The sequence below is a fragment of the Aurantiacibacter xanthus genome (assembly GCF_003584015.1).
Taxonomy (GTDB): Bacteria; Pseudomonadota; Alphaproteobacteria; order Sphingomonadales; family Sphingomonadaceae; genus Alteraurantiacibacter; species Alteraurantiacibacter xanthus.
In genome coordinates, this window is sequence record NZ_QXFM01000006.1 from 32,401 (window position 1) to 49,185 (window position 16,785).

A 16,785-nucleotide genomic window follows, 5' to 3' on the forward strand; every position below is an offset into this window, starting at 1 on the left:
CCAAGGGGAGGGGGGAGCAAAGGGGATCAGAACCCTAAAGCTCCGAGAACGCCTCGGGCAGCAGCTGCGACAGCCGAAATTCGCGCACGCCGCCCGGCCCATCGCACCACACCAGCGGATCGCTGCCATCGAGCATGGCCAGTTCGACCAGCACCTGACGGCAGCGTCCGCACGGAGTGATCGCGTGGGCTTTCGGCCCGCTCACCGCCACGGCAACCAGCCCGCCACGCCGCCCCTCGGACATCGCCTTGCCCGCCGCCACCGTCTCGGCGCAGAGCGACAGGCCGTAGCTCACATTCTCGACATTGGCCCCGCTCACCACGCTGCCATCGGCAAAGGCCAGCGCTGCGCCAACGAGAAACTTCGAATAGGGCGCATAGGCCCCCTCCGCCGCCGCCCGCGCCGCTGCCATCAGGTCATCGCGCGAGACGCTCATGGCTGCACCACCACCCAGCGCAGCGGCTCGGCGGCAAGCGCGCTGTGGAGATGCGCATTGGCGGTCCACAAGGTCCACGGCCTCCCGGCGTAGTCGGGCTGGAACCAGTCGCGCGTCAGCCACAGGTTGCGCTCGATCCGCCTGGATATGCCGTATTTCGCCTCGAAGGCAGACGGCACCAGCAGCACCACCGGCTGGCCGGTATGGTTCTCGACCTGATTGATGAAGGTGGTCAGCTCGCTTTCGAGCCCCGCCTCGATGGCCGGATTGCCGCAAGCACTGGGCAGCTTGCCCAGCGCGATCACCGGCGGCAGCATCCGCGCATCGCGCGGCACGATGGTGACGAAATTGGCCGATTGCCGCTCGGCCGGAACGCAGGGGTCGTACTCGTGGACCGCGCCATAGGGCATGTCCTTGCCCGCCAGCGCCTCAAGATTGCGGCTGAACTGCGCGTCGCGCCCGTTGTCGCCCGCGCTCGCTTCGAGATAGACGAAATCCGCCCCCGCCGCATCGAGCGCGCCGAAATCGACCACCCCGTCACGCTCGCCGATCAATGCGCCCTGCACCGGATAGTCGGTGCGTTCGGGCCGCCAGGTGCGCGACTGCCACCAGAGCCAGCCGCCCGCCGCCAGCGCGACCAGCAACAGCGCCGCCAATGCGCGCAGGCGCCAGGGTCTCTTCCGCTTTCTGGCCAAGTCGGCCCCCTCTTGCTCGTCTCAGGCCCTGATATGCAGCACGCAGATCAGCGTGAACAGGCGGCGCGCGGTGGTGAAGTCGGTCTCGACCTTGCCTTCGAGCGATTCGAGCAACTGGCGTGTGCCGCGGTCGTGAATCGCCCGGCGCGCCATGTCGATGGTCTCGATCTCCTGCGCCGAGTTGCGGCGCAGCGCCTTGTAGTAGCTGTCGCAGATGGCGAAGTAGTCGCGCACATGGCGCTTCATCCGCGCGAGGCCCAGCCCGATGGTGCCCGCCGATTCGTTCGCCCCGTCGGTGAGGTTCCAGGCCAGCATCCCGTCGACCACCGACAGATGCACCTGCCACGGCCCCTGCTGCCCGTTCTCGCTGGCCCGCAAGGGGCGGAACAGGTTGTCCTCCACCAGATCGCGCAGGGCCACCTGCCGCTCACGTTCGACATCCTCGCTGCGCGCGATCACCGAGGCCTCGTCGAGCGAGATGCTGGCAATACGGTTGATGGCAGGGTCGTTCATGGTCGCGCCTCTGTGCCTCTCTCAAGGCTTTATGGCAATTGCGAAAGGGCGCGGGAGCGATTCATCCCCGCTATCCACAAGGGGGCACCTCTTGCCGCAGCGGTCATCAGGCCGCATGAGGAGGCCATGTCCGACGAAGATCTGCTCATCCGCTCCGCCGGCCCTGCCGCCGCCAGCGCCCAGACGCCCGCGGGGCGCGCGCTGCCGGCCAACCCCGAGGCGGAGGCCGCCTTCCTCGGCGCGCTGCTGATCGACAACCGTCTGCTCGAAGAAATGACCGTGCCGATCCGGCCCGATCATTTCTTCATCCCGGTCCATGGCAAGATCATGGACCGCATCCAGAACCAGCTCGACCGCCAGATGGTGGTGACGCCGGTGACGCTGAAGCCCTTGTTCGAAAACGACGAGGCGCTGGCCGAACTGGGCGGCACCGCCTACCTCGCGCAGCTGACCGCCGACGGGCAAGGCCTGCTCGCCCCGCGCGAACTGGCCCAGCAGATTTACGACCTCGCCCTGCTGCGCGAACTGGTCAGCGTAGGGCGCGATCTGGTGGAGGGCGCGCTCGACACCAGCGAGGAAGTCGAGCCGCTGAACCAGATCTCGCGGGCCGAGGCACGCCTGTTCGAGGTGGCCGAAGGCGCGTCCACCGGCTCGGAGGCGACCAGCTTCAAGGAAGCCGCGCTCACCGCGATCAAGATGGCCGAGGCCGCGATGAACTCGGGCGGCGGGCTCTCGGGCAAGACCACCGGCCTCGATTCGGTCGACCGCAAGACTGCGGGCCTGCACAATTCCGACCTTATCATCCTCGCCGGACGCCCCGGCATGGGCAAGACCTCACTCGCCACCAACATCGCCTTCAACTGCGCGGAAGAGCACCTGCGCTGGCAGGCCGAGGGCGGCGAGCACAATTTCGGCGGCCCGGTCGCCTTCTTCAGCCTCGAAATGAGCGCCGACCAGCTGGCCACGCGTATTCTCGCCGAACAGGCGGAGATTTCGTCCGAAGCGCTGCGCTCGGGTAAGCTCAACCGCGACGACTTCCAGCGGCTTGCCAATGCCAGCCGCCGGCTTTCGGAGCTGCCGCTCTATATCGACGATACCCCCGGCCTCACCATCGGCGCGCTGCGCACCCGCGCGCGGCGCTTGAAGCGGCGGCACGATATCGGGCTGATCGTGGTCGATTACCTGCAACTGCTGCAAGGCTCGGGCCGCGCCAGCGACAACCGCGTGAACGAGATTTCGGAGATTTCGCGCGGGCTGAAGACGCTGGCCAAGGAGCTGAGCGTGCCGGTGATCGCGCTGTCGCAGCTCAGCCGTGCGGTCGAACAGCGCGAGGACAAGAAGCCGATGCTGTCGGACCTGCGCGAATCGGGCTCGATCGAGCAGGACGCCGACATGGTCTGGTTCATCTTCCGCGGCGACTACTATCATGAGGCGGTGCGCCCCGAGGTGCCGACCGAGACCAGCTCGGCCGACATTCAGGAGAAGTATCGTCTGTGGGAGGAGCGCTATCTGGAACTGCGCAACAAGGCGACGCTGATCGTGGCCAAGCAGCGCCACGGCTCGACCGGCAACGTGCCGCTGCACTTCCAGGCCGAGATCACCAAGTTCACCTCGCCCAATATGAAGGACTATTCGGACTACGGGTACGAATAGTTTCGGCGGGTTCCGCTCGCCTCAATCGTCACCCCGGATTTGATGCGGGGGCCAGCTTATGCGGTGCGAGCGCAGGAAAGCGTCATCCCGGACAAGCCCGGGATGACGAGTGGTGGGGAGAGGATGACTTCTTGGCGCGAGTTGCGTCGAAAAGCGGAAAGGCAGCAGACGAACCCATAGCGGCCACTCGCTTATCGATGTAGATCAATTGCATGCGTCCCTTGTTCGCTTCATTTGTCTTGCTCATTGCTACAAGCTGCGCGTCCGACAGCCGCGGCGAGGAAATAGAGCGGCTCGAGATGCGGCTGTCTGGCTGGTCTTCTCTCGAGGTTGTGATCGATGCAGGAGGTAATGGGACCTACAAGGATAGCGAGCCACATCCTGACGGGACGACGGGCGGTTTCAAACTCACTCGAGCCGAACTGTTTGAACTGCTTGCAGAACTACAGCCATATCGCAAACAGGCGGTGCCATTCTCTGAAGAGAGCGCGATGAGGTTCATCGAGCGAGCCTGCCCGAAAGGCGTGCCCGAAGTAACGGACGCAGGCGCATTTTATATACGCTGGCAGTCAGCCAACGACGATGTCCATTATCTTGCCGATTTTGGCTGCGACTACGAGCGATTGGCAGATAGGAATGGCCAACTGCGCGAAATCGTCAAAGGCCTTCCTATACCCTCAGTTCGGTGATCGACTTATCCGCTAACCACCCCATCCCCGCCGTTCACTACGCCTTCCGCAGTTCCCGAAAGCAGACGTAGCCTCTAGCCCATAGGCTAGCCCTCGGCGCTCACGGCCCGCACGCGTAAAACCCGTCGATCACGATCTGGCGGGTGCCGCGCGCGATAGTCAACCGCGCGGTCTTGAGCGGACTCTCGCTCGGCGCCGCGCCGGGATCGGCATCACCCGTCACCTCGACCCGGGCGCTGACCGCGCCGTTGGTGAACGAGGCACCATCGGGCATGTCGCCAAATCCGCCCTTGCCCTCCTTGGCGAGGCGCATCACCGTCCCGTCGATCTTCACCGCGCCCATGGCCTGGCTCTGGCTATCGACCACGCCCTTTGCCACCAGTAGCGGGTCGTCTGTGCGGCTGAAGCTGAACGCACAGCCCAGCTCGCCCGCCAACGGCTCGGCCGCGAGATCCTCGGGCAGGATCACGTCGAGCATGATCGGCGCGCTCTGGCCCTGGGCCATGTTCGCGCCGGAGGTAGCAGGCGTGGCAGGCCCGTCGCTGGCGGCTAGTTGCTCGGGCGTGCTCTGGTTGCAGGCTGCGAGCATCAAGGGGGCGAACAGAAGCGGGAGGGTGCGGATCATGGGGTTCCAATGGCTTGGGCGCGGTAGGGTTCCAGCGCTAGCACGCCCGCGCGGCAATGCGAATTCTTGACTCCTGGCGCTTGCGTCCGTATCTGAACGCACTTTCCGAACAACCCGCTTGATTGGAGTGCCCTATGGCGCGCGTTACCGTCGAAGATTGCGTCGACAAAGTTCCCAACCGTTTCGATCTCGTCCTGCTTGCCGCCCAGCGTGCGCGGGAGATTTCTGGCGGTGCCGAACTGACCGTCGACCGCGACCGTGACAAGAACCCGGTCGTCGCCCTGCGCGAGATCGCCGAGCAGACCGTCAAGCCCAAGCACCTGCAGGAATCGCTGACCCAGTCGCTCCAGCGCGTGCTCCCCGACGAGGAAGACGAAGCGGACGATATCGGTTCGCTGAGCCAGTCGGCCGAAGCCATGCGCCTTTCGGCCGCGGCCCCGGCCCGCTCGACCTCGATCGGCGGCGACTACGAAGGCTGATCGAAAACGACAGATTTCTCGTCCCGGCGAGACAGCGAAAGGGCTGCGGCGCGAGCTGCGGCCCTTTTCTTATGTCCGGCGCTGGGTTGCGATTGATCGCCGGCCGCTTTGACGCTCTAACCTTTGCACGAAAGGAGCGTCGATGGCGGTCATTGCAGTCTACAGCGTGAAAGGCGGCGTGGGGAAGACCACCATCGCGGCGAACCTCGCGTGGTACTCGGCCACGGTATCGCGTCGGCGCACGCTGCTGTGGGATCTCGATGCGGCGGGCGGATCGGGTTTTCTGTTCGGGATCGATGCGCAGAAGCGCGCCGCCGCCGGCGCGATCTTCGACCGCGATACCGAACCCTCCAGCCTGATCTGGCAGAGCGGCTACGACCGCCTCGATGTCCTGCCTGCCGACGAATCGATCCGCGATCTCGATGGCCTGTTCGGCCGCATCGGCAAAAAGAAGCGGCTGGCGAAGCTCGCTGAAACGCTCAGCCGCGACTACGAGCGGATCGTGCTCGACTGCCCCCCGGTGCTGAACGAGATCAGTGCGCAGGTGGTGCGTGCGGCGACCTGCGTGATCGTGCCGCTGCCGCCCTCGCCGCTATCGGCCCGCGCGCTGGAGATCGTGGCGAGGGAAATCCGCGCCAACACCAAGAGCCACCCGCCGATCCTCCCCGTGCTGTCGATGGTCGACCGCCGCCGCGCGCTGCATCTTGAGGCGTTGGAAGCCAATCCGAACTGGCCGGTGATCCCGCAGGCAAGCGCGATCGAGCAATGCGCGGTGCGGCAGCAGCCGGTGGGTGCCTTCGCCCCCAACTCGCCCGCCGCGCGCGGTTTCGGGCAGCTCTGGACTGCTATCGAGCGGCGGCTGGCGCAGGGTTAGAGCAGGAGACGCACGCGCGCCTCTGCTTCATGCTGTTTCTCTTAAGTGCCACTCGTCATCATCCGCTCGCCCTGAGCTTGTCGAAGGGCAGGCAAGCGGCCTGACCTGCGCGTGGCCTTCGACAAGCTCAGGCTGAACGGATTTGCGCCTGCTCAGGCCCCCTGCGGCGCCTCGCCCGAGCCGCCGAAGCGCTTGCCTGCCTTGGGCACCGAAGACCCATGCGACGGCGGCAGGATAGCCGGGCCGGTGGGCTGGTCGGGGCGGTCGATCTTACCGTCTTCCATCAGCCGGTTGATCTCCTCGCCGCTCAGCGTCTCGTATTCGAGCAGGGCCTGGGCCAGCAGGTGGAGCTTGTCCTCTTGTTCGGTCAGCACCTCGGTCGCGCGCTTGAGCCCGCCTTCGACCAGATCCTTGATCTCGGCGTCGATCAGCTTGTTGGTTTCCGAGCCCGCCATGGTGCGCGTGGTCTGCCCCATGCCGAGATAGCCTTCCTGGCTCGCCTCGTACTGGAGCGGGCCGAGCTTGTCGCTCATGCCCCACTTGGTGACCATGTTGCGCGCCAGATCGGTCGCATACTGGATGTCGCCCGAGGCGCCCGAGCTGACCTTGTCGTGCCCGAAAATGATCTCCTCGGCCACGCGCCCGCCCATCGCAACGGCGAGGTTCGCATGCATCTTGTCGCGGTGGTACGAATAGTTGTCGCGCTCGGGCAGGCGCATCACCATGCCCAGCGCCCGGCCGCGCGGGATGATCGTGGCCTTGTGGATCGGGTCCGACGCCGGCTCGTTCAGCGAGACGAGCGCGTGGCCCGCCTCGTGATAGGCGGTCATCTTCTTCTCGTCCTCGGTCATGACCATGGACTTCCTTTCGGTGCCCATCATGACCTTGTCCTTGGCGTCCTCGAACTCCTGCATCGCGACCAGACGCTTGTTGCGCCGCGCTGCCAGCAGCGCCGCCTCGTTGACGAGGTTGGCCAGATCCGCGCCCGAGAAGCCGGGGGTGCCGCGCGCGATGGTGCGCGCGTTGACGTCGGGCGCCAGCGGCACCTTCTTCATGTGCACCGAGAGGATCTTCTCGCGCCCGTCGATATCGGGGATCGGCACCACCACCTGACGGTCGAAGCGGCCGGGGCGCAGCAGCGCCGGGTCCAGCACGTCGGGCCGGTTGGTGGCGGCGATGATGATGATGCCTTCGTTGGCCTCGAAGCCGTCCATCTCGACCAGGAGCTGGTTCAGCGTCTGCTCGCGTTCGTCATTCGAGTTGCCGATGCCGTTGCCGCGATGGCGGCCGACGGCGTCGATTTCGTCGATGAAGACGATGCACGGCGCGTTCTTCTTGGCCTGCTCGAACATGTCGCGCACCCGGCTCGCGCCGACGCCGACGAACATCTCGACGAAGTCCGAACCCGAGATGGTGAAGAACGGCACGCGCGCCTCGCCCGCGATGGCGCGGGCCAGCAGCGTCTTACCGGTACCCGGCGAGCCGACCAGCAGCGCGCCCTTCGGAATCTGTCCACCCAGCTTGGAGAAACGCGAGGGGTCTTTCAGAAACTCGACGATTTCCTGCAATTCCTCGCGCGCCTCGTCGATGCCGGCGACATCGTCAAAGGTCACGCGGCCCTGCTTTTCGGTCAGCAGCTTGGCCTTGGACTTGCCAAAGCCCATCGCGCCCGAACCGCCGCCCTTCTGCACCTGCCGCAGCGCGAAGAACGCCACGCCGAGGATCAGCAGGAACGGCAGCGCCTGCACGAGGATCACCCACAGGATATTCATCTGCTCGGGCGCGGCGCCGGTGAACTGCACACCGGCCCGCTCGAGCTGGCTGGTCAGGTCGACATCGCCCTGCACCGGAACAGTGGAGAAGCGCTCGTCATTCTTCATCTGCCCGACGATCAGATCGGGCGAGATTTCGACGCTCTTCACGCTGCCCTCGGCGACCTTCTGCTTGAAGTCGGAATAGAGGATCGGCGCCCCGCCTGCTTCACGCGGGCCGGAGAACATCGAGATGACCAGCAGCAGGGCAACGAAGATGCCGCCCCAGATCATGAGGCTCTTCATCCAGGGGTTGCCGCCACCGCCTTCGGGCTCGCGATTGTCACTCATGTGCTTAGGAGTCCTTTCGGGGGCCAATGTAGGCGCGCGCGGGGGAATCGCAAGATAACCTGCCGCCACATGCGACAGGCGGGCTCAACGCCGCGTGCGGGCGAGGATCAGCCGGTCGGACAGGTCCGCGCCTTGCTGCCCCGTCACCTGCCACAGCGCCTCGAACGGGGCATCGCCCCCGGCCACCTTCGCCACCTCGTCGGGCAACGTGGCCTTGGCGACAATCGGCCCCAGCGCACGCAGGCCGGTTTCGCGCTCGCTGGCCACGACCATCACCTTCGCTCCGCCCGGCGCGGTGAAGCGCGCGAGATAGGCATAGTCGCGGTAAAACACCGGCGCGGCGATACGGCGAGCCTCGTCGGTGGCGTAGATTTGTCGCGAATCGCGGTCGATCAGTTCGTCGTAAGTCTCGCCAAGGCGGAAGCCCGAGCCAGCGAACACCTGCTGTTCGAGCGACCCCAGCCCGCTCAGCAAACCGACATAGACAATATCGAACCGGCTGAGCATTTCGGGCATCAGTTCGGAGGCGGCGATGACATTCGCGCTCTTGCCATTGCCCACCAGCAACGGCGAAACCGAGGTCAGCGCATAAGAGCTGGAGAACGGCAGGTAATTGAGGCCAAAGTCCTCCGCCATCGCGTAGCGTTTCGGTTCGGCCTCCTGCAGGCGGAGCAGATCTTCCGAACTGTTGACGCGGAAATCGCGGATCAGGCGGCCCTCTTCGGGCGCGAGCGGGTCGATTTCACCGAACAGATAATAGTCGCCGAGCACGAGGAGCACCGGTCGCTCCGATTGCAGCAGGGGCTGCCACAAGACATTGGCCGCGCCCGGCCGCTCCAGCGACCGCCCCAGCCCGAAAGCGCCCGCGCACAGCACCACCAGCGCCACCAGAGCCAGAATCAGCAGTCGACGAGACAGCGGAGGCGCGGCTGTCTCCTCGGAGGGATTGGCAGCCCCGGCCCGGTGAATCGGACGCAACCCGTAAATGCCGGAGGGAATCTCCAGCCGCATCTCATCGGACGAAGGCTCATGCCGCGCATAATAATCGTCAATTTTTTTGCGCAGGCGATGGACATAGACGCGCACTGTCGCGTCATCGGCATCGTTCTGGGCCTCGCCGAACACCGCCACGGCGATATCCGCCTGGCTGGCTGATTCGGCCTCCGGGCCGCGCTCGGCGAGGTAGTCGAACAGGTCGCGCAGGCGTCCGTTACGTCCCGCAACACCTGCTTCACGCAGGCGCTCGACCTCCTGCTTGTAACCCCCGTTACAGTCCGACATGGGGTCGGTCATAGCCCGTTCCTCGTCCAGATTGGGTGCTGTAACGCACCTGTTACGAGCCGATTACCGTAATAGGGCTGGTGGCAGCAAGAGCCTCACGGCAAGTCATGCTGCATGAGGAGAGAGGGCATTTCCACCAGCATCAAGGCGCTTGCCGCCAGCGCATCGCTGATCGCACTGGGCGTGCCCGTTGTGGCTTTCGCCAGCGACGACGAGCGACCCACCCGCGACGTCGAGGCCAACGAGGGCAACGTCGTGCGCGACACCACGACCGGCGACATCATCTATGTCTACGGGCGCGGCGAAAGGCGCATCGGCACGGCAGGCGCGGCCAGCGAAGGCGGGGTGGCCGGGGCGGACATCGAAGTGCGCCCGTTTCTGCGCCCCGGCGAACTGCTGGAGGCGACCCCGGGCCTGATCGCCACCCAGCACTCGGGCGGGGGCAAGGCCAACCAGTTCTTCCTGCGCGGGTTCAACCTCGATCATGGCACCGACCTGTCGGTCTATATCGACGATATGCCGATGAACTTCCGGACCCACGGCCACGGTCAGGGCTATCTCGACGTCAACGGCCTGATCCCCGAAACCGTCCGGCGGGTCGACTATCGCAAGGGCCCCTACCGCGCCGACACCGGCGACTTCAGCTTCGTCGGCACGACGATGATCACCACCCACGACCGGTTGCAGCCCTTCGCCACCGCCGAAGTCGGGTCCTACGGATACCGCCGTTTCGTCGCGGGCGGCTCAGTGCCGCTGGCGGGCGGCGACCTGCTGATGGTCGGACAGGTCAAGCTCAACGACGGGCCATGGGAACTGCCGGAAGACTTCACCGGCGTGTCGGGCCTGATCAAATATTCGCGCCCGCTTGGCGATGGCGAGTTCAAGCTCTCGCTCAACCTCTATGACGCAAGCTGGAACCCGACCGAGCAACTGCCCGAGCGGCTGATTGGCACGCCGCTGTGCGAAGACCGTTTCTGCAGCCTCGAAGACAGCCTCACCGGCTTCACCGAGCGGCAGATCCTCACCGCCAACTACCAGTCCGACAGCTGGAAGATCACCGGCTATGTCCAGCACTACAACTGGAGCCTGCTGTCGAACTTCACCTATTTCCTCGAAGACCCGGTCAACGGCGACCAGCTGCGCCAGTACGATGCGCTGTGGACCTATGGCGGGCGGATCGAACACACCGCGCAGCTGTCGGACTGGCTCTCGCTCCGCGTCGGGGCCGAGGGGCGCTACGACGACATCTCGCGCGTGGGGCTCGACGAGACCATCGCGGGTGAGAAGGAATTCACCGTTGGGGCCTTCGCGGTCGATGAAAAGTCGGCGGGGTTCTACGCCGAAGCCATCGCCCGCCCCGTCGATGGCCTGATGCTCATCGGCGGCCTGCGGCAGGACTTCTACAACTTTCGCACCAAGGCGCTCGAAGGCGCGGCGAGCTGGAGCGGAGACGTGTCGGACGAGGCTTTCGGCGTGAAGTTCGGCGCGAACTACGAGGTGGTGCCCGGCATCGCCCTCTTCGCCAACTACGGCGAGGGCTTCCATTCGAACGACGCGCGCGGCGTCACCGCTCCGACCGACCCGGCCCCAGGCCTCGTCGAGGGTGATTTCGAGGAGGTGGGCCTGCGCTTCGAACGCGGCGGGCTGATCTTCTCGGGCGTCTACTGGTGGTCGAGCATCGAGAGCGAGCTGATCTACGTCGGCGATGCGGGTGCGGTCGAACCCTCCGACCCGAGCGAGCGGCGCGGCTATGAGCTGACCGCTTTCTACAAGCCCGTCAATTGGCTGGCGCTTGATGCGGTGTGGACCGGCAGCCATGCCCGTATCGTCGGCCTGCCCGAGGGCGAGAACTATGTGCCCGGCGCGCTCGAAAGCTCGGGCGAACTGGGCGTCTCGGCGATCTTCCCCGAGTTCAACGCCGCCGCGCGGCTGCGCTATCTCGGCCCGCACGCGCTGATCGAGGACAATAGCCAGCGCGGCGCATCGACGCTGCTGCTGAACCTGCGCACCGCCTGGACCCCGCGCAATCTGGCAGGCTTCGAAGTCTATGCCGAGCTGCTTAATGCGCTCGATTCAGACGACGACGACATCGACTATTACTACGAGACGCGTTTCCCCGGCGAACCGGCGGAAGGCGTGCTCGGTCGCAACAGCCGCATCGTGGAGCCGCGCCAGCTGCGCGTGGGTGTTACCAAGCGGTTTTGATTCAGTCCCCGGGTGAAGCTCCCGATTGCGGTGGGAGCTTCTCCAACCAATGCCCGCCCGTCCTCATCCCCCCCAGGACGGGCGGGCTTCTTTTTCCTCACGAGAGGCTGCCGATCACCTCGGGCAAGGCTGCGGCATAGCGCTGCACATCGGGCAGCAACCCGGTGCTGACGCGCGAATATTGCGTCCACTGGCCGTAGGCACCGCGGATCAGGATGCCGCGCGCGGCCATGGCGGCGCGCACCTTTTCCGCATCGGGCACCTCGACGAAAACGAAGTTGGTCTGGCTTGGCAAGGCGGTCAGCCCCGCCGCGGCGACGGCATCGAGGATCATCTCGCGGCCTTCGAGGATCATGGCCTTGCTGCGATCGAGGAAGCCCTGATCGTCATAGCTGGCAATGGCGGCGGAAAGCCCCGAGACATTGCCGCCGAAGCTCATCAGATAGCCGGAAATGCGCTCGGCATTGGCTTCGCTGGTGATGGCATAACCCACGCGCATCCCGGCCATGCCGTAGATCTTCGAGAAGGTGCGGCAGACAATCACGTCATGCCCCTCACGCACGAGATCGATCACCGAGTTGCCTGCGGGGTCGTCGGTCAGCTCGTTGTAGGCCTCGTCGATCAGCAGCGTGGCATGGGGCGTGACCTGCGCCGCCAGCGCGCGCAGCTCGGGTTGCGGCACGACCATGCCGGTGGGGTTGTTGGGGTTGCAGATCTGCACCAGCGATACGCTCTCACCGAAGGCGGCCCCCATTCCGGCCAGATCGACCTGCATGTCGGGCGTCAGCGCGATGCGGGTTGCCGTGGCCCCCTTCTTCTCGCCATACTGCACCGTCGTATCCCAGAACAGGCCGGGGCACAGGATCTTGCCCTCGCCGCCCCATGCCAGTGCAATAGCACAAAGCAGCTCGGTCGAACCACTGCCCAGCACGACCTGCTTCGGGCTCACCCCGTGGCGCTCGGCGATCATGGCGGTGAGGTAGGAGACGCCTCCGTCGGCGTAATAACACCCCTTCACCCCGGTCTCGGTGATCGCCGCCAGCGCACTCGGCGCGGGGCCATAGGGGTTTTCGTTGCGGGCGAGCAGCGCCACCTCGGGCTTGGGTCCGAAATGGCTGACCACTCCGGCCGCGCTCACCGGCAGAACGGCCTGAGCCGAGGTCGCCCCCGCGAGCCCCGTCAGCGCGGCCGATCCGGCCAGAAATCCTCGGCGTGATGCGTGCATGGTCTGTCTCCTGTTAGCGCGTTTACTCCTCGCCTCCTGCGGACATTCAGGCGTGTGTTATCATCGTTACGCCCACGAAAATCAGGTAGATGCCGAAGACCCGCCGCAGCAGCCCCTCGCTCAGCTTGTGCGCCATGGCGACGCCCAGCGGCGCGCACAGCACCGAGGTGACGATCACCACGGCGGCGGCGGCCCAGTTGACATAGCCGACCGAGCCCCACGGCAGCCCCGGCTCACCCCAGCCGATAATCATGAAGCCGATGGTGCCGGGAATGGCGATGATCGCGCCCATGCCCGAGGCGGTGCCGATGGCGCGGTGAATGCCGTTGCCGCACACGCTCATCACCACGGTGGTGATCGTGCCCCCGCCGATCCCGAGCAGCGCGGAAACAAGCCCCAGCGACCCGGCGAGCCCCGCCCGCGCCGCTCCCTGCGGCATCGCGAGCATCATCGCGCTGGCGCGGATCTTCGGCGCGAGGAAATAGATAGCGAAGGAAAACACCCCCACCGCGAAGATCACCGCCAGCGTTTCCGAAGTAACCCGCCCCGCGATCAGCGCCCCCAGCCCTGTTCCAGCCACGACCCACGGGGCCCAGGTCCTGAGCACCTCGACATCGACTGCACCGCGTGCGGCATGGCTCTTCACAGCGCGCAGTGAGGTGAAGATGATGGTCGCCAGCGAGGTGCCCACCGCGACATGGGTCATCTGGTCGGGCCGTCCGCCAAGCAGAGGGAGGATCAGCACCAGCGCCGGGACCACGACGAAGCCCCCGCCGATCCCGAACAACCCACCGGCGAAGCCCGCTCCCGCTCCCGCTGCGAGCAGGGCGAGAACTGGCAGAAGGAGGTCGGCGGAGAGGATCACGGATGCGACTATATCATTCCAATCACAAAACCGGAAAAGAAAGTGAATAATTCAATGTTATTCGAATCATTTTGCCGTATTTACATCTTAGATAGAAGGATATCATGAATTTCCACCGGAACGAGACGTTAGAGTCGCCGCCAGACGGGCGATTTCAAACCTCGCTCGTGACCGGACCATTGCATCGCTTGCGCTTTCTTGCGCATAGCAGCACCGAAGCGGGCCAGCCGGCCCGGTCCGCGCCGCCGGGGCAACCGAAGGAGAAACACCCCAATGATCCTCCCAATCCGCATGATCGAGAAAGTCTGGGGCCGCGAACATTTACCCGCGCCGTTCTCGGCGCCGGATGGGCAGCGGATCGGTGAGGTCTGGTTCGAGCCGCCCGCCGCGCTCGATCAGCTGCTGGTGAAATATATCTTCACTTCGGAAAAGCTCTCGGTGCAGTGCCATCCGTCCGATGAGCAGACGCAGGCCATGGGGCTCGGCAAGCAGGGCAAGGAAGAGTGCTGGCTGGTGGTCGATGCCGAACCGGGGGCGACGCTGGGGATCGGATTCGATGCACCGCTCGATAGCGAAGCCATGCGCGCCGCCGCCGAGGATGGCAGTATCGTCGACCTGATGACCTGGTACCAGGTAAAGGCGGGCGACTTCTTCTACATCCCCGCCAGCACCGTCCACGCGATCGGGCCGGGCTGCACGATCATCGAGATTCAGCGGAATTCGGACATCACCTATCGCCTTTACGACTATGACCGGCCGCGCGCACTGCATCTGGAAGAGGCCGCGCAGGTGGCCTGCGGCGAGCCCTACGATCTTGCTGCAAACAGCACCTATGTCGGGCACGATTCGGATGTGAACCTCGTCGACGGTCCGCTCTTCCGGCTTGACCAGCTCGCTGGCGGACCCGATGCGGCGATTTCCGCGCGCTATCGCGGGCCGCTGCTGGTGATCCCGCGCGAAGGTTCGGTGGTGGTCGACGGCGAGACGGTCAGCCCCGGCCAGTGCGCGCTGGCCGAAGAAATCGACGCGGTGCAGTTTGCCGAGGCAGGCACCTGCCTGATCGCACAGCCGATGCCGGGCTGACGCTGCGCGGCAAGCGAGGTCACCAGAACCAACCGATGCCCATGCAACATGCTTCGCCTTCTTCGCCCCGCGAGCGTTTCCACGGGCTCGATAGCGCGCGTGCGATCATGCTGCTGCTCGGGATTCCGTTCCACACCGCCGCCATGTACAGCATGAAAGGCGGCTGGCTGGTCGACGCGCATCAGCCCTCGTTCCTCGCCAGCCTGATTTCGGCGCTGGTCCATTCGTTTCGGATGCCCGGCTTCTTCATACTCGCGGGGTTCTTTGCCGCCATGCTGCTGGCGCGGCGGCCTGCCGGACAATGGCTGTCGAGCCGGGTCAAACGCCTGCTCGTGCCCTTTGCCACCTCGCTGCTGCTGCTCGGCGGCTGGGAGGTCTTCTGGATGGGCGCAAGCGCGGGCCTCGAACCGGCGGCGGCGCTCCGCTGGACGCTCGACCAGTTTCCGGGGCGCTGGGTCAACCATCGCTGGTTCCTGATCGTGCTTTTCGCCTTTTGCGTGATGAGCGCGGCCCTGCACGCGGCTCCTGCCGTTGCCTCGCGGTTGCGCGCGGCGTGGCGCTGGCTCGGTCCTGCGCAGCTGCCGTTGCTGCTGGTGGTGGTGCCAATCGCCTCCCAGTTTCTCACCGCCGAGCTGGCGGCACTGCTTCCGCGCGGAGAGACGCGAGTGAACCTCCAGCGGATCGTGATGTTCGCGCCCTATTTCCTGATCGGCGCGCTCGCCTTTGGGGACCGCCGCCTCGCGCAGATCGTGTTCCGCCCCGGCCTTCTCGTCAGGATCGTGGGAGCCTTGCTGCTGCTGACCTATTGCATCTTCGCGCTGACCCTGCGCGACTTCCTCTCCTTTACCGAGATCCCGCACACGGTCATGCGGCCGCTGGCCTTTTCAGTTACGGCGCTGTCGGGCGTATTCGTCTCGGCCCTGTTCTACTATTATGTCGGCAAGGTCTTCGCGCAGGGGCACGCGGTGGTGCGCTATTTCGTCGCCGCCTCGCTGGTGATCTACCTGTTCCACGAGGTGTTCCTGCTCCCGCTCGGCGTCGCCTTCCGTCAGGTGCACTGGCCGGCAGAACTCGAAATGCTGGCCATCGCTGGCGCGACTCTGGCTGGTGCTGTACTGATGTTCGAGGCAGTACGACGTTCGGCATGGCTGAGCCTGCTGTTCAACGGCGGCCCCGCGAGCCCCGCACAGCCTCGCGCCTTCGTGCTCTCCCGCCGGTTCCGCAGCGAGCTGGAGAGCGAGGATTGCGTGGCTCCGGCAACGCCGCCGCGCCTAGGCTGAAACCACCTGCTCCCATTATTGTTAATTTCACTAGTTGCAAAATACATTTCGCCGTGGAACGGTTGGTTCATGTCAGGAGTCAAACGGAGTGAGTGATCTGGACTGGGGACTACTCTCGAACTCGGTCGGCCCACGGGTCCGGCTGCTGCGCAACAATCTGAACGCGCGATCCATCGCCGCTTCGGACCCTTTCGGGCTGCCGACGGGGTCGCTCACGATCATGTCGCTGATCGCCCAGAATCCGGGCAGCTCGCAGAAAGAGCTGGCGGACAAGGCGGGCATCACCGGGCCCGGCCTCGTCAGTCTGGTTGACGATCTCGAGCGGCACGGGCTGGTCCGGCGCGATCGCTCGACCACCGACCGCCGCCGCAACATGCTCGTCCTCACCGACAAGGGCGAAAAGACCGTGGCGGAGATGTTCAAGGTGGTATCGCAGATCGAGGCACCGATCCGCGAAGAGCTGAGCGCGAAAGAGCTGGACCAGCTGATCGGCCTGATCGACCGCGTGCTCAAGGCGCTCGGCGAAAGCTGACCGAATCGGTGCAGCAATGGCCGCAGACGACAGCCGGACGAGCTATGCTCAGCCGATCGGGCCTGGCCCGACCAGCCAGCGCTTCCTGTCATATGACTATTCCAAATAACTATTAGCATTTCATCTATCTGACGGTTATTGCTACCAGACCCGTCAAGGCCTGCTCTTGCGGGGACGCCGGGTGGCGGGTAAGCGCCTGGGCTCGGCAGCCCGCGCTAACGGCAGCCCGTTCCAGCCTTGCCGGTCAG

Annotated in this window: 16 protein-coding genes; 8 read left to right on the forward strand and 8 right to left on the reverse strand. The window is 65.2% G+C overall.

Translation table 11 applies throughout. The features are described 5' to 3' along the window. Positions 1 to 34 precede the first annotated feature (34 nt). From D2V17_RS00920 to D2V17_RS00930, 3 genes are read right to left on the reverse strand one after another with little or no spacing between them, the layout of a single operon-like run. Entirely contained in the window at positions 35 to 436 is a 402-nt protein-coding gene (locus D2V17_RS00920) for a cytidine deaminase (RefSeq protein WP_119591271.1), read from the reverse strand. Continuing rightward, a complete protein-coding gene (locus tag D2V17_RS00925; RefSeq protein WP_245978399.1) occupies positions 433 to 1,092 on the reverse strand; it encodes a glycoside hydrolase family 25 protein in 660 nt (219 codons plus the stop codon). Before D2V17_RS00925 ends, D2V17_RS00920 begins: the two co-directional genes overlap by 4 nt. A 60-nt stretch (positions 1,093 to 1,152) precedes the next feature. Then, positions 1,153 to 1,644, reverse strand: a complete 492-nt coding sequence (locus tag D2V17_RS00930) for a UPF0262 family protein (protein ID WP_119591273.1) — start codon at positions 1,642 to 1,644, stop codon at positions 1,153 to 1,155. 126 nt (positions 1,645 to 1,770) lie between these two features. Here D2V17_RS00930 and D2V17_RS00935 point away from each other — a divergent pair, with 126 nt between their 5' ends. After that, positions 1,771 to 3,297, forward strand: coding sequence for a replicative DNA helicase (locus D2V17_RS00935; protein WP_119591274.1), 1,527 nt, complete (start codon positions 1,771 to 1,773; stop codon positions 3,295 to 3,297). Positions 3,298 to 3,509: 212 nt separating this feature from the next. Next, on the forward strand, positions 3,510 to 3,986 hold the full coding sequence (locus D2V17_RS00940; RefSeq protein WP_147367152.1) for a hypothetical protein: 477 nt from the start codon (positions 3,510 to 3,512) through the stop codon (positions 3,984 to 3,986). A gap of 100 nt (positions 3,987 to 4,086) precedes the next feature. On the opposite strand, the gene D2V17_RS00945 is transcribed toward D2V17_RS00940, so the two are convergent. Beyond that, positions 4,087 to 4,611, reverse strand: a complete 525-nt coding sequence (locus tag D2V17_RS00945; protein WP_119591276.1) for a hypothetical protein — start codon at positions 4,609 to 4,611, stop codon at positions 4,087 to 4,089. Positions 4,612 to 4,745: 134 nt separating this feature from the next. Here D2V17_RS00945 and rpoZ point away from each other — a divergent pair, with 134 nt between their 5' ends. Continuing rightward, positions 4,746 to 5,090 carry a DNA-directed RNA polymerase subunit omega gene (gene rpoZ / locus D2V17_RS00950; RefSeq protein WP_119591277.1) on the forward strand — a complete coding sequence of 115 codons (345 nt, stop codon included), beginning with the start codon at positions 4,746 to 4,748 and terminating at the stop codon, positions 5,088 to 5,090. Positions 5,091 to 5,232: 142 nt separating this feature from the next. Continuing rightward, complete coding sequence (locus D2V17_RS00955; protein ID WP_119591278.1) at positions 5,233 to 5,964, forward strand: ParA family protein; 732 nt, start codon at positions 5,233 to 5,235, stop codon at positions 5,962 to 5,964. 152 nt (positions 5,965 to 6,116) lie between these two features. On the opposite strand, the gene ftsH is transcribed toward D2V17_RS00955, so the two are convergent. Both ftsH and D2V17_RS00965 read right to left on the reverse strand, forming a co-directional pair. After that, positions 6,117 to 8,066 (reverse strand): ATP-dependent zinc metalloprotease FtsH, encoded by a 1,950-nt coding sequence (gene ftsH, locus D2V17_RS00960; RefSeq protein ID WP_119591279.1) that lies wholly within the window; start codon positions 8,064 to 8,066, stop codon positions 6,117 to 6,119. Between the two features lie 84 nt (positions 8,067 to 8,150). Then, a complete protein-coding gene (locus D2V17_RS00965; protein WP_119591280.1) occupies positions 8,151 to 9,359 on the reverse strand; it encodes a helix-turn-helix domain-containing protein in 1,209 nt (402 codons plus the stop codon). Positions 9,360 to 9,461: 102 nt separating this feature from the next. Between D2V17_RS00965 and D2V17_RS00970 the strand changes: the two genes are divergently transcribed. Beyond that, positions 9,462 to 11,552 carry a TonB-dependent receptor gene (locus tag D2V17_RS00970; protein ID WP_119591281.1) on the forward strand — a complete coding sequence of 697 codons (2,091 nt, stop codon included), beginning with the start codon at positions 9,462 to 9,464 and terminating at the stop codon, positions 11,550 to 11,552. 97 nt (positions 11,553 to 11,649) lie between these two features. On the opposite strand, the gene D2V17_RS00975 is transcribed toward D2V17_RS00970, so the two are convergent. Next, positions 11,650 to 12,777, reverse strand: a complete 1,128-nt coding sequence (locus tag D2V17_RS00975; protein WP_119591282.1) for a pyridoxal phosphate-dependent aminotransferase — start codon at positions 12,775 to 12,777, stop codon at positions 11,650 to 11,652. 46 nt (positions 12,778 to 12,823) lie between these two features. Next, positions 12,824 to 13,639, reverse strand: a complete 816-nt coding sequence (locus tag D2V17_RS00980) for a sulfite exporter TauE/SafE family protein (protein WP_425453602.1) — start codon at positions 13,637 to 13,639, stop codon at positions 12,824 to 12,826. A gap of 276 nt (positions 13,640 to 13,915) precedes the next feature. Between D2V17_RS00980 and D2V17_RS00985 the strand changes: the two genes are divergently transcribed. The 3 genes from D2V17_RS00985 (at position 13,916) to D2V17_RS00995 (ending at position 16,537) form a co-directional block, all read left to right on the forward strand. Then, a complete protein-coding gene (locus D2V17_RS00985; protein ID WP_119591284.1) occupies positions 13,916 to 14,725 on the forward strand; it encodes a class I mannose-6-phosphate isomerase in 810 nt (269 codons plus the stop codon). Between the two features lie 35 nt (positions 14,726 to 14,760). Further along, the gene (locus tag D2V17_RS00990; RefSeq protein ID WP_119591285.1) at positions 14,761 to 16,005 is read left to right on the forward strand and encodes an acyltransferase family protein; all 1,245 of its coding nucleotides are present in this window, start codon (positions 14,761 to 14,763) and stop codon (positions 16,003 to 16,005) included. Positions 16,006 to 16,093: 88 nt separating this feature from the next. Next, the gene (locus D2V17_RS00995; RefSeq protein WP_119591286.1) at positions 16,094 to 16,537 is read left to right on the forward strand and encodes a MarR family winged helix-turn-helix transcriptional regulator; all 444 of its coding nucleotides are present in this window, start codon (positions 16,094 to 16,096) and stop codon (positions 16,535 to 16,537) included. The last annotated feature ends 248 nt before the right edge of the window (positions 16,538 to 16,785 follow it).

What these genes read in the sequence shown, in the direction of transcription:
- D2V17_RS00920 (WP_119591271.1), bottom strand. Translation starts at nt 436, where the DNA reads ATGAGCGTCTCGCGCGATGACCTGATGGCAGCGGCGCGGGCGGCGGCG.
- D2V17_RS00930 (WP_119591273.1), bottom strand. Translation starts at nt 1,644, where the DNA reads ATGAACGACCCTGCCATCAACCGTATTGCCAGCATCTCGCTCGACGAG.
- D2V17_RS00935 (WP_119591274.1), top strand. Translation starts at nt 1,771, where the DNA reads ATGTCCGACGAAGATCTGCTCATCCGCTCCGCCGGCCCTGCCGCCGCC.
- D2V17_RS00940 (WP_147367152.1), top strand. Translation starts at nt 3,510, where the DNA reads ATGCGTCCCTTGTTCGCTTCATTTGTCTTGCTCATTGCTACAAGCTGC.
- D2V17_RS00945 (WP_119591276.1), bottom strand. Translation starts at nt 4,611, where the DNA reads ATGATCCGCACCCTCCCGCTTCTGTTCGCCCCCTTGATGCTCGCAGCC.
- rpoZ (WP_119591277.1), top strand. Translation starts at nt 4,746, where the DNA reads ATGGCGCGCGTTACCGTCGAAGATTGCGTCGACAAAGTTCCCAACCGT.
- D2V17_RS00955 (WP_119591278.1), top strand. Translation starts at nt 5,233, where the DNA reads ATGGCGGTCATTGCAGTCTACAGCGTGAAAGGCGGCGTGGGGAAGACC.
- ftsH (WP_119591279.1), bottom strand. Translation starts at nt 8,066, where the DNA reads ATGAGTGACAATCGCGAGCCCGAAGGCGGTGGCGGCAACCCCTGGATG.
- D2V17_RS00965 (WP_119591280.1), bottom strand. Translation starts at nt 9,359, where the DNA reads ATGACCGACCCCATGTCGGACTGTAACGGGGGTTACAAGCAGGAGGTC.
- D2V17_RS00970 (WP_119591281.1), top strand. Translation starts at nt 9,462, where the DNA reads ATGAGGAGAGAGGGCATTTCCACCAGCATCAAGGCGCTTGCCGCCAGC.
- D2V17_RS00975 (WP_119591282.1), bottom strand. Translation starts at nt 12,777, where the DNA reads ATGCACGCATCACGCCGAGGATTTCTGGCCGGATCGGCCGCGCTGACG.
- D2V17_RS00985 (WP_119591284.1), top strand. Translation starts at nt 13,916, where the DNA reads ATGATCCTCCCAATCCGCATGATCGAGAAAGTCTGGGGCCGCGAACAT.
- D2V17_RS00990 (WP_119591285.1), top strand. Translation starts at nt 14,761, where the DNA reads ATGCCCATGCAACATGCTTCGCCTTCTTCGCCCCGCGAGCGTTTCCAC.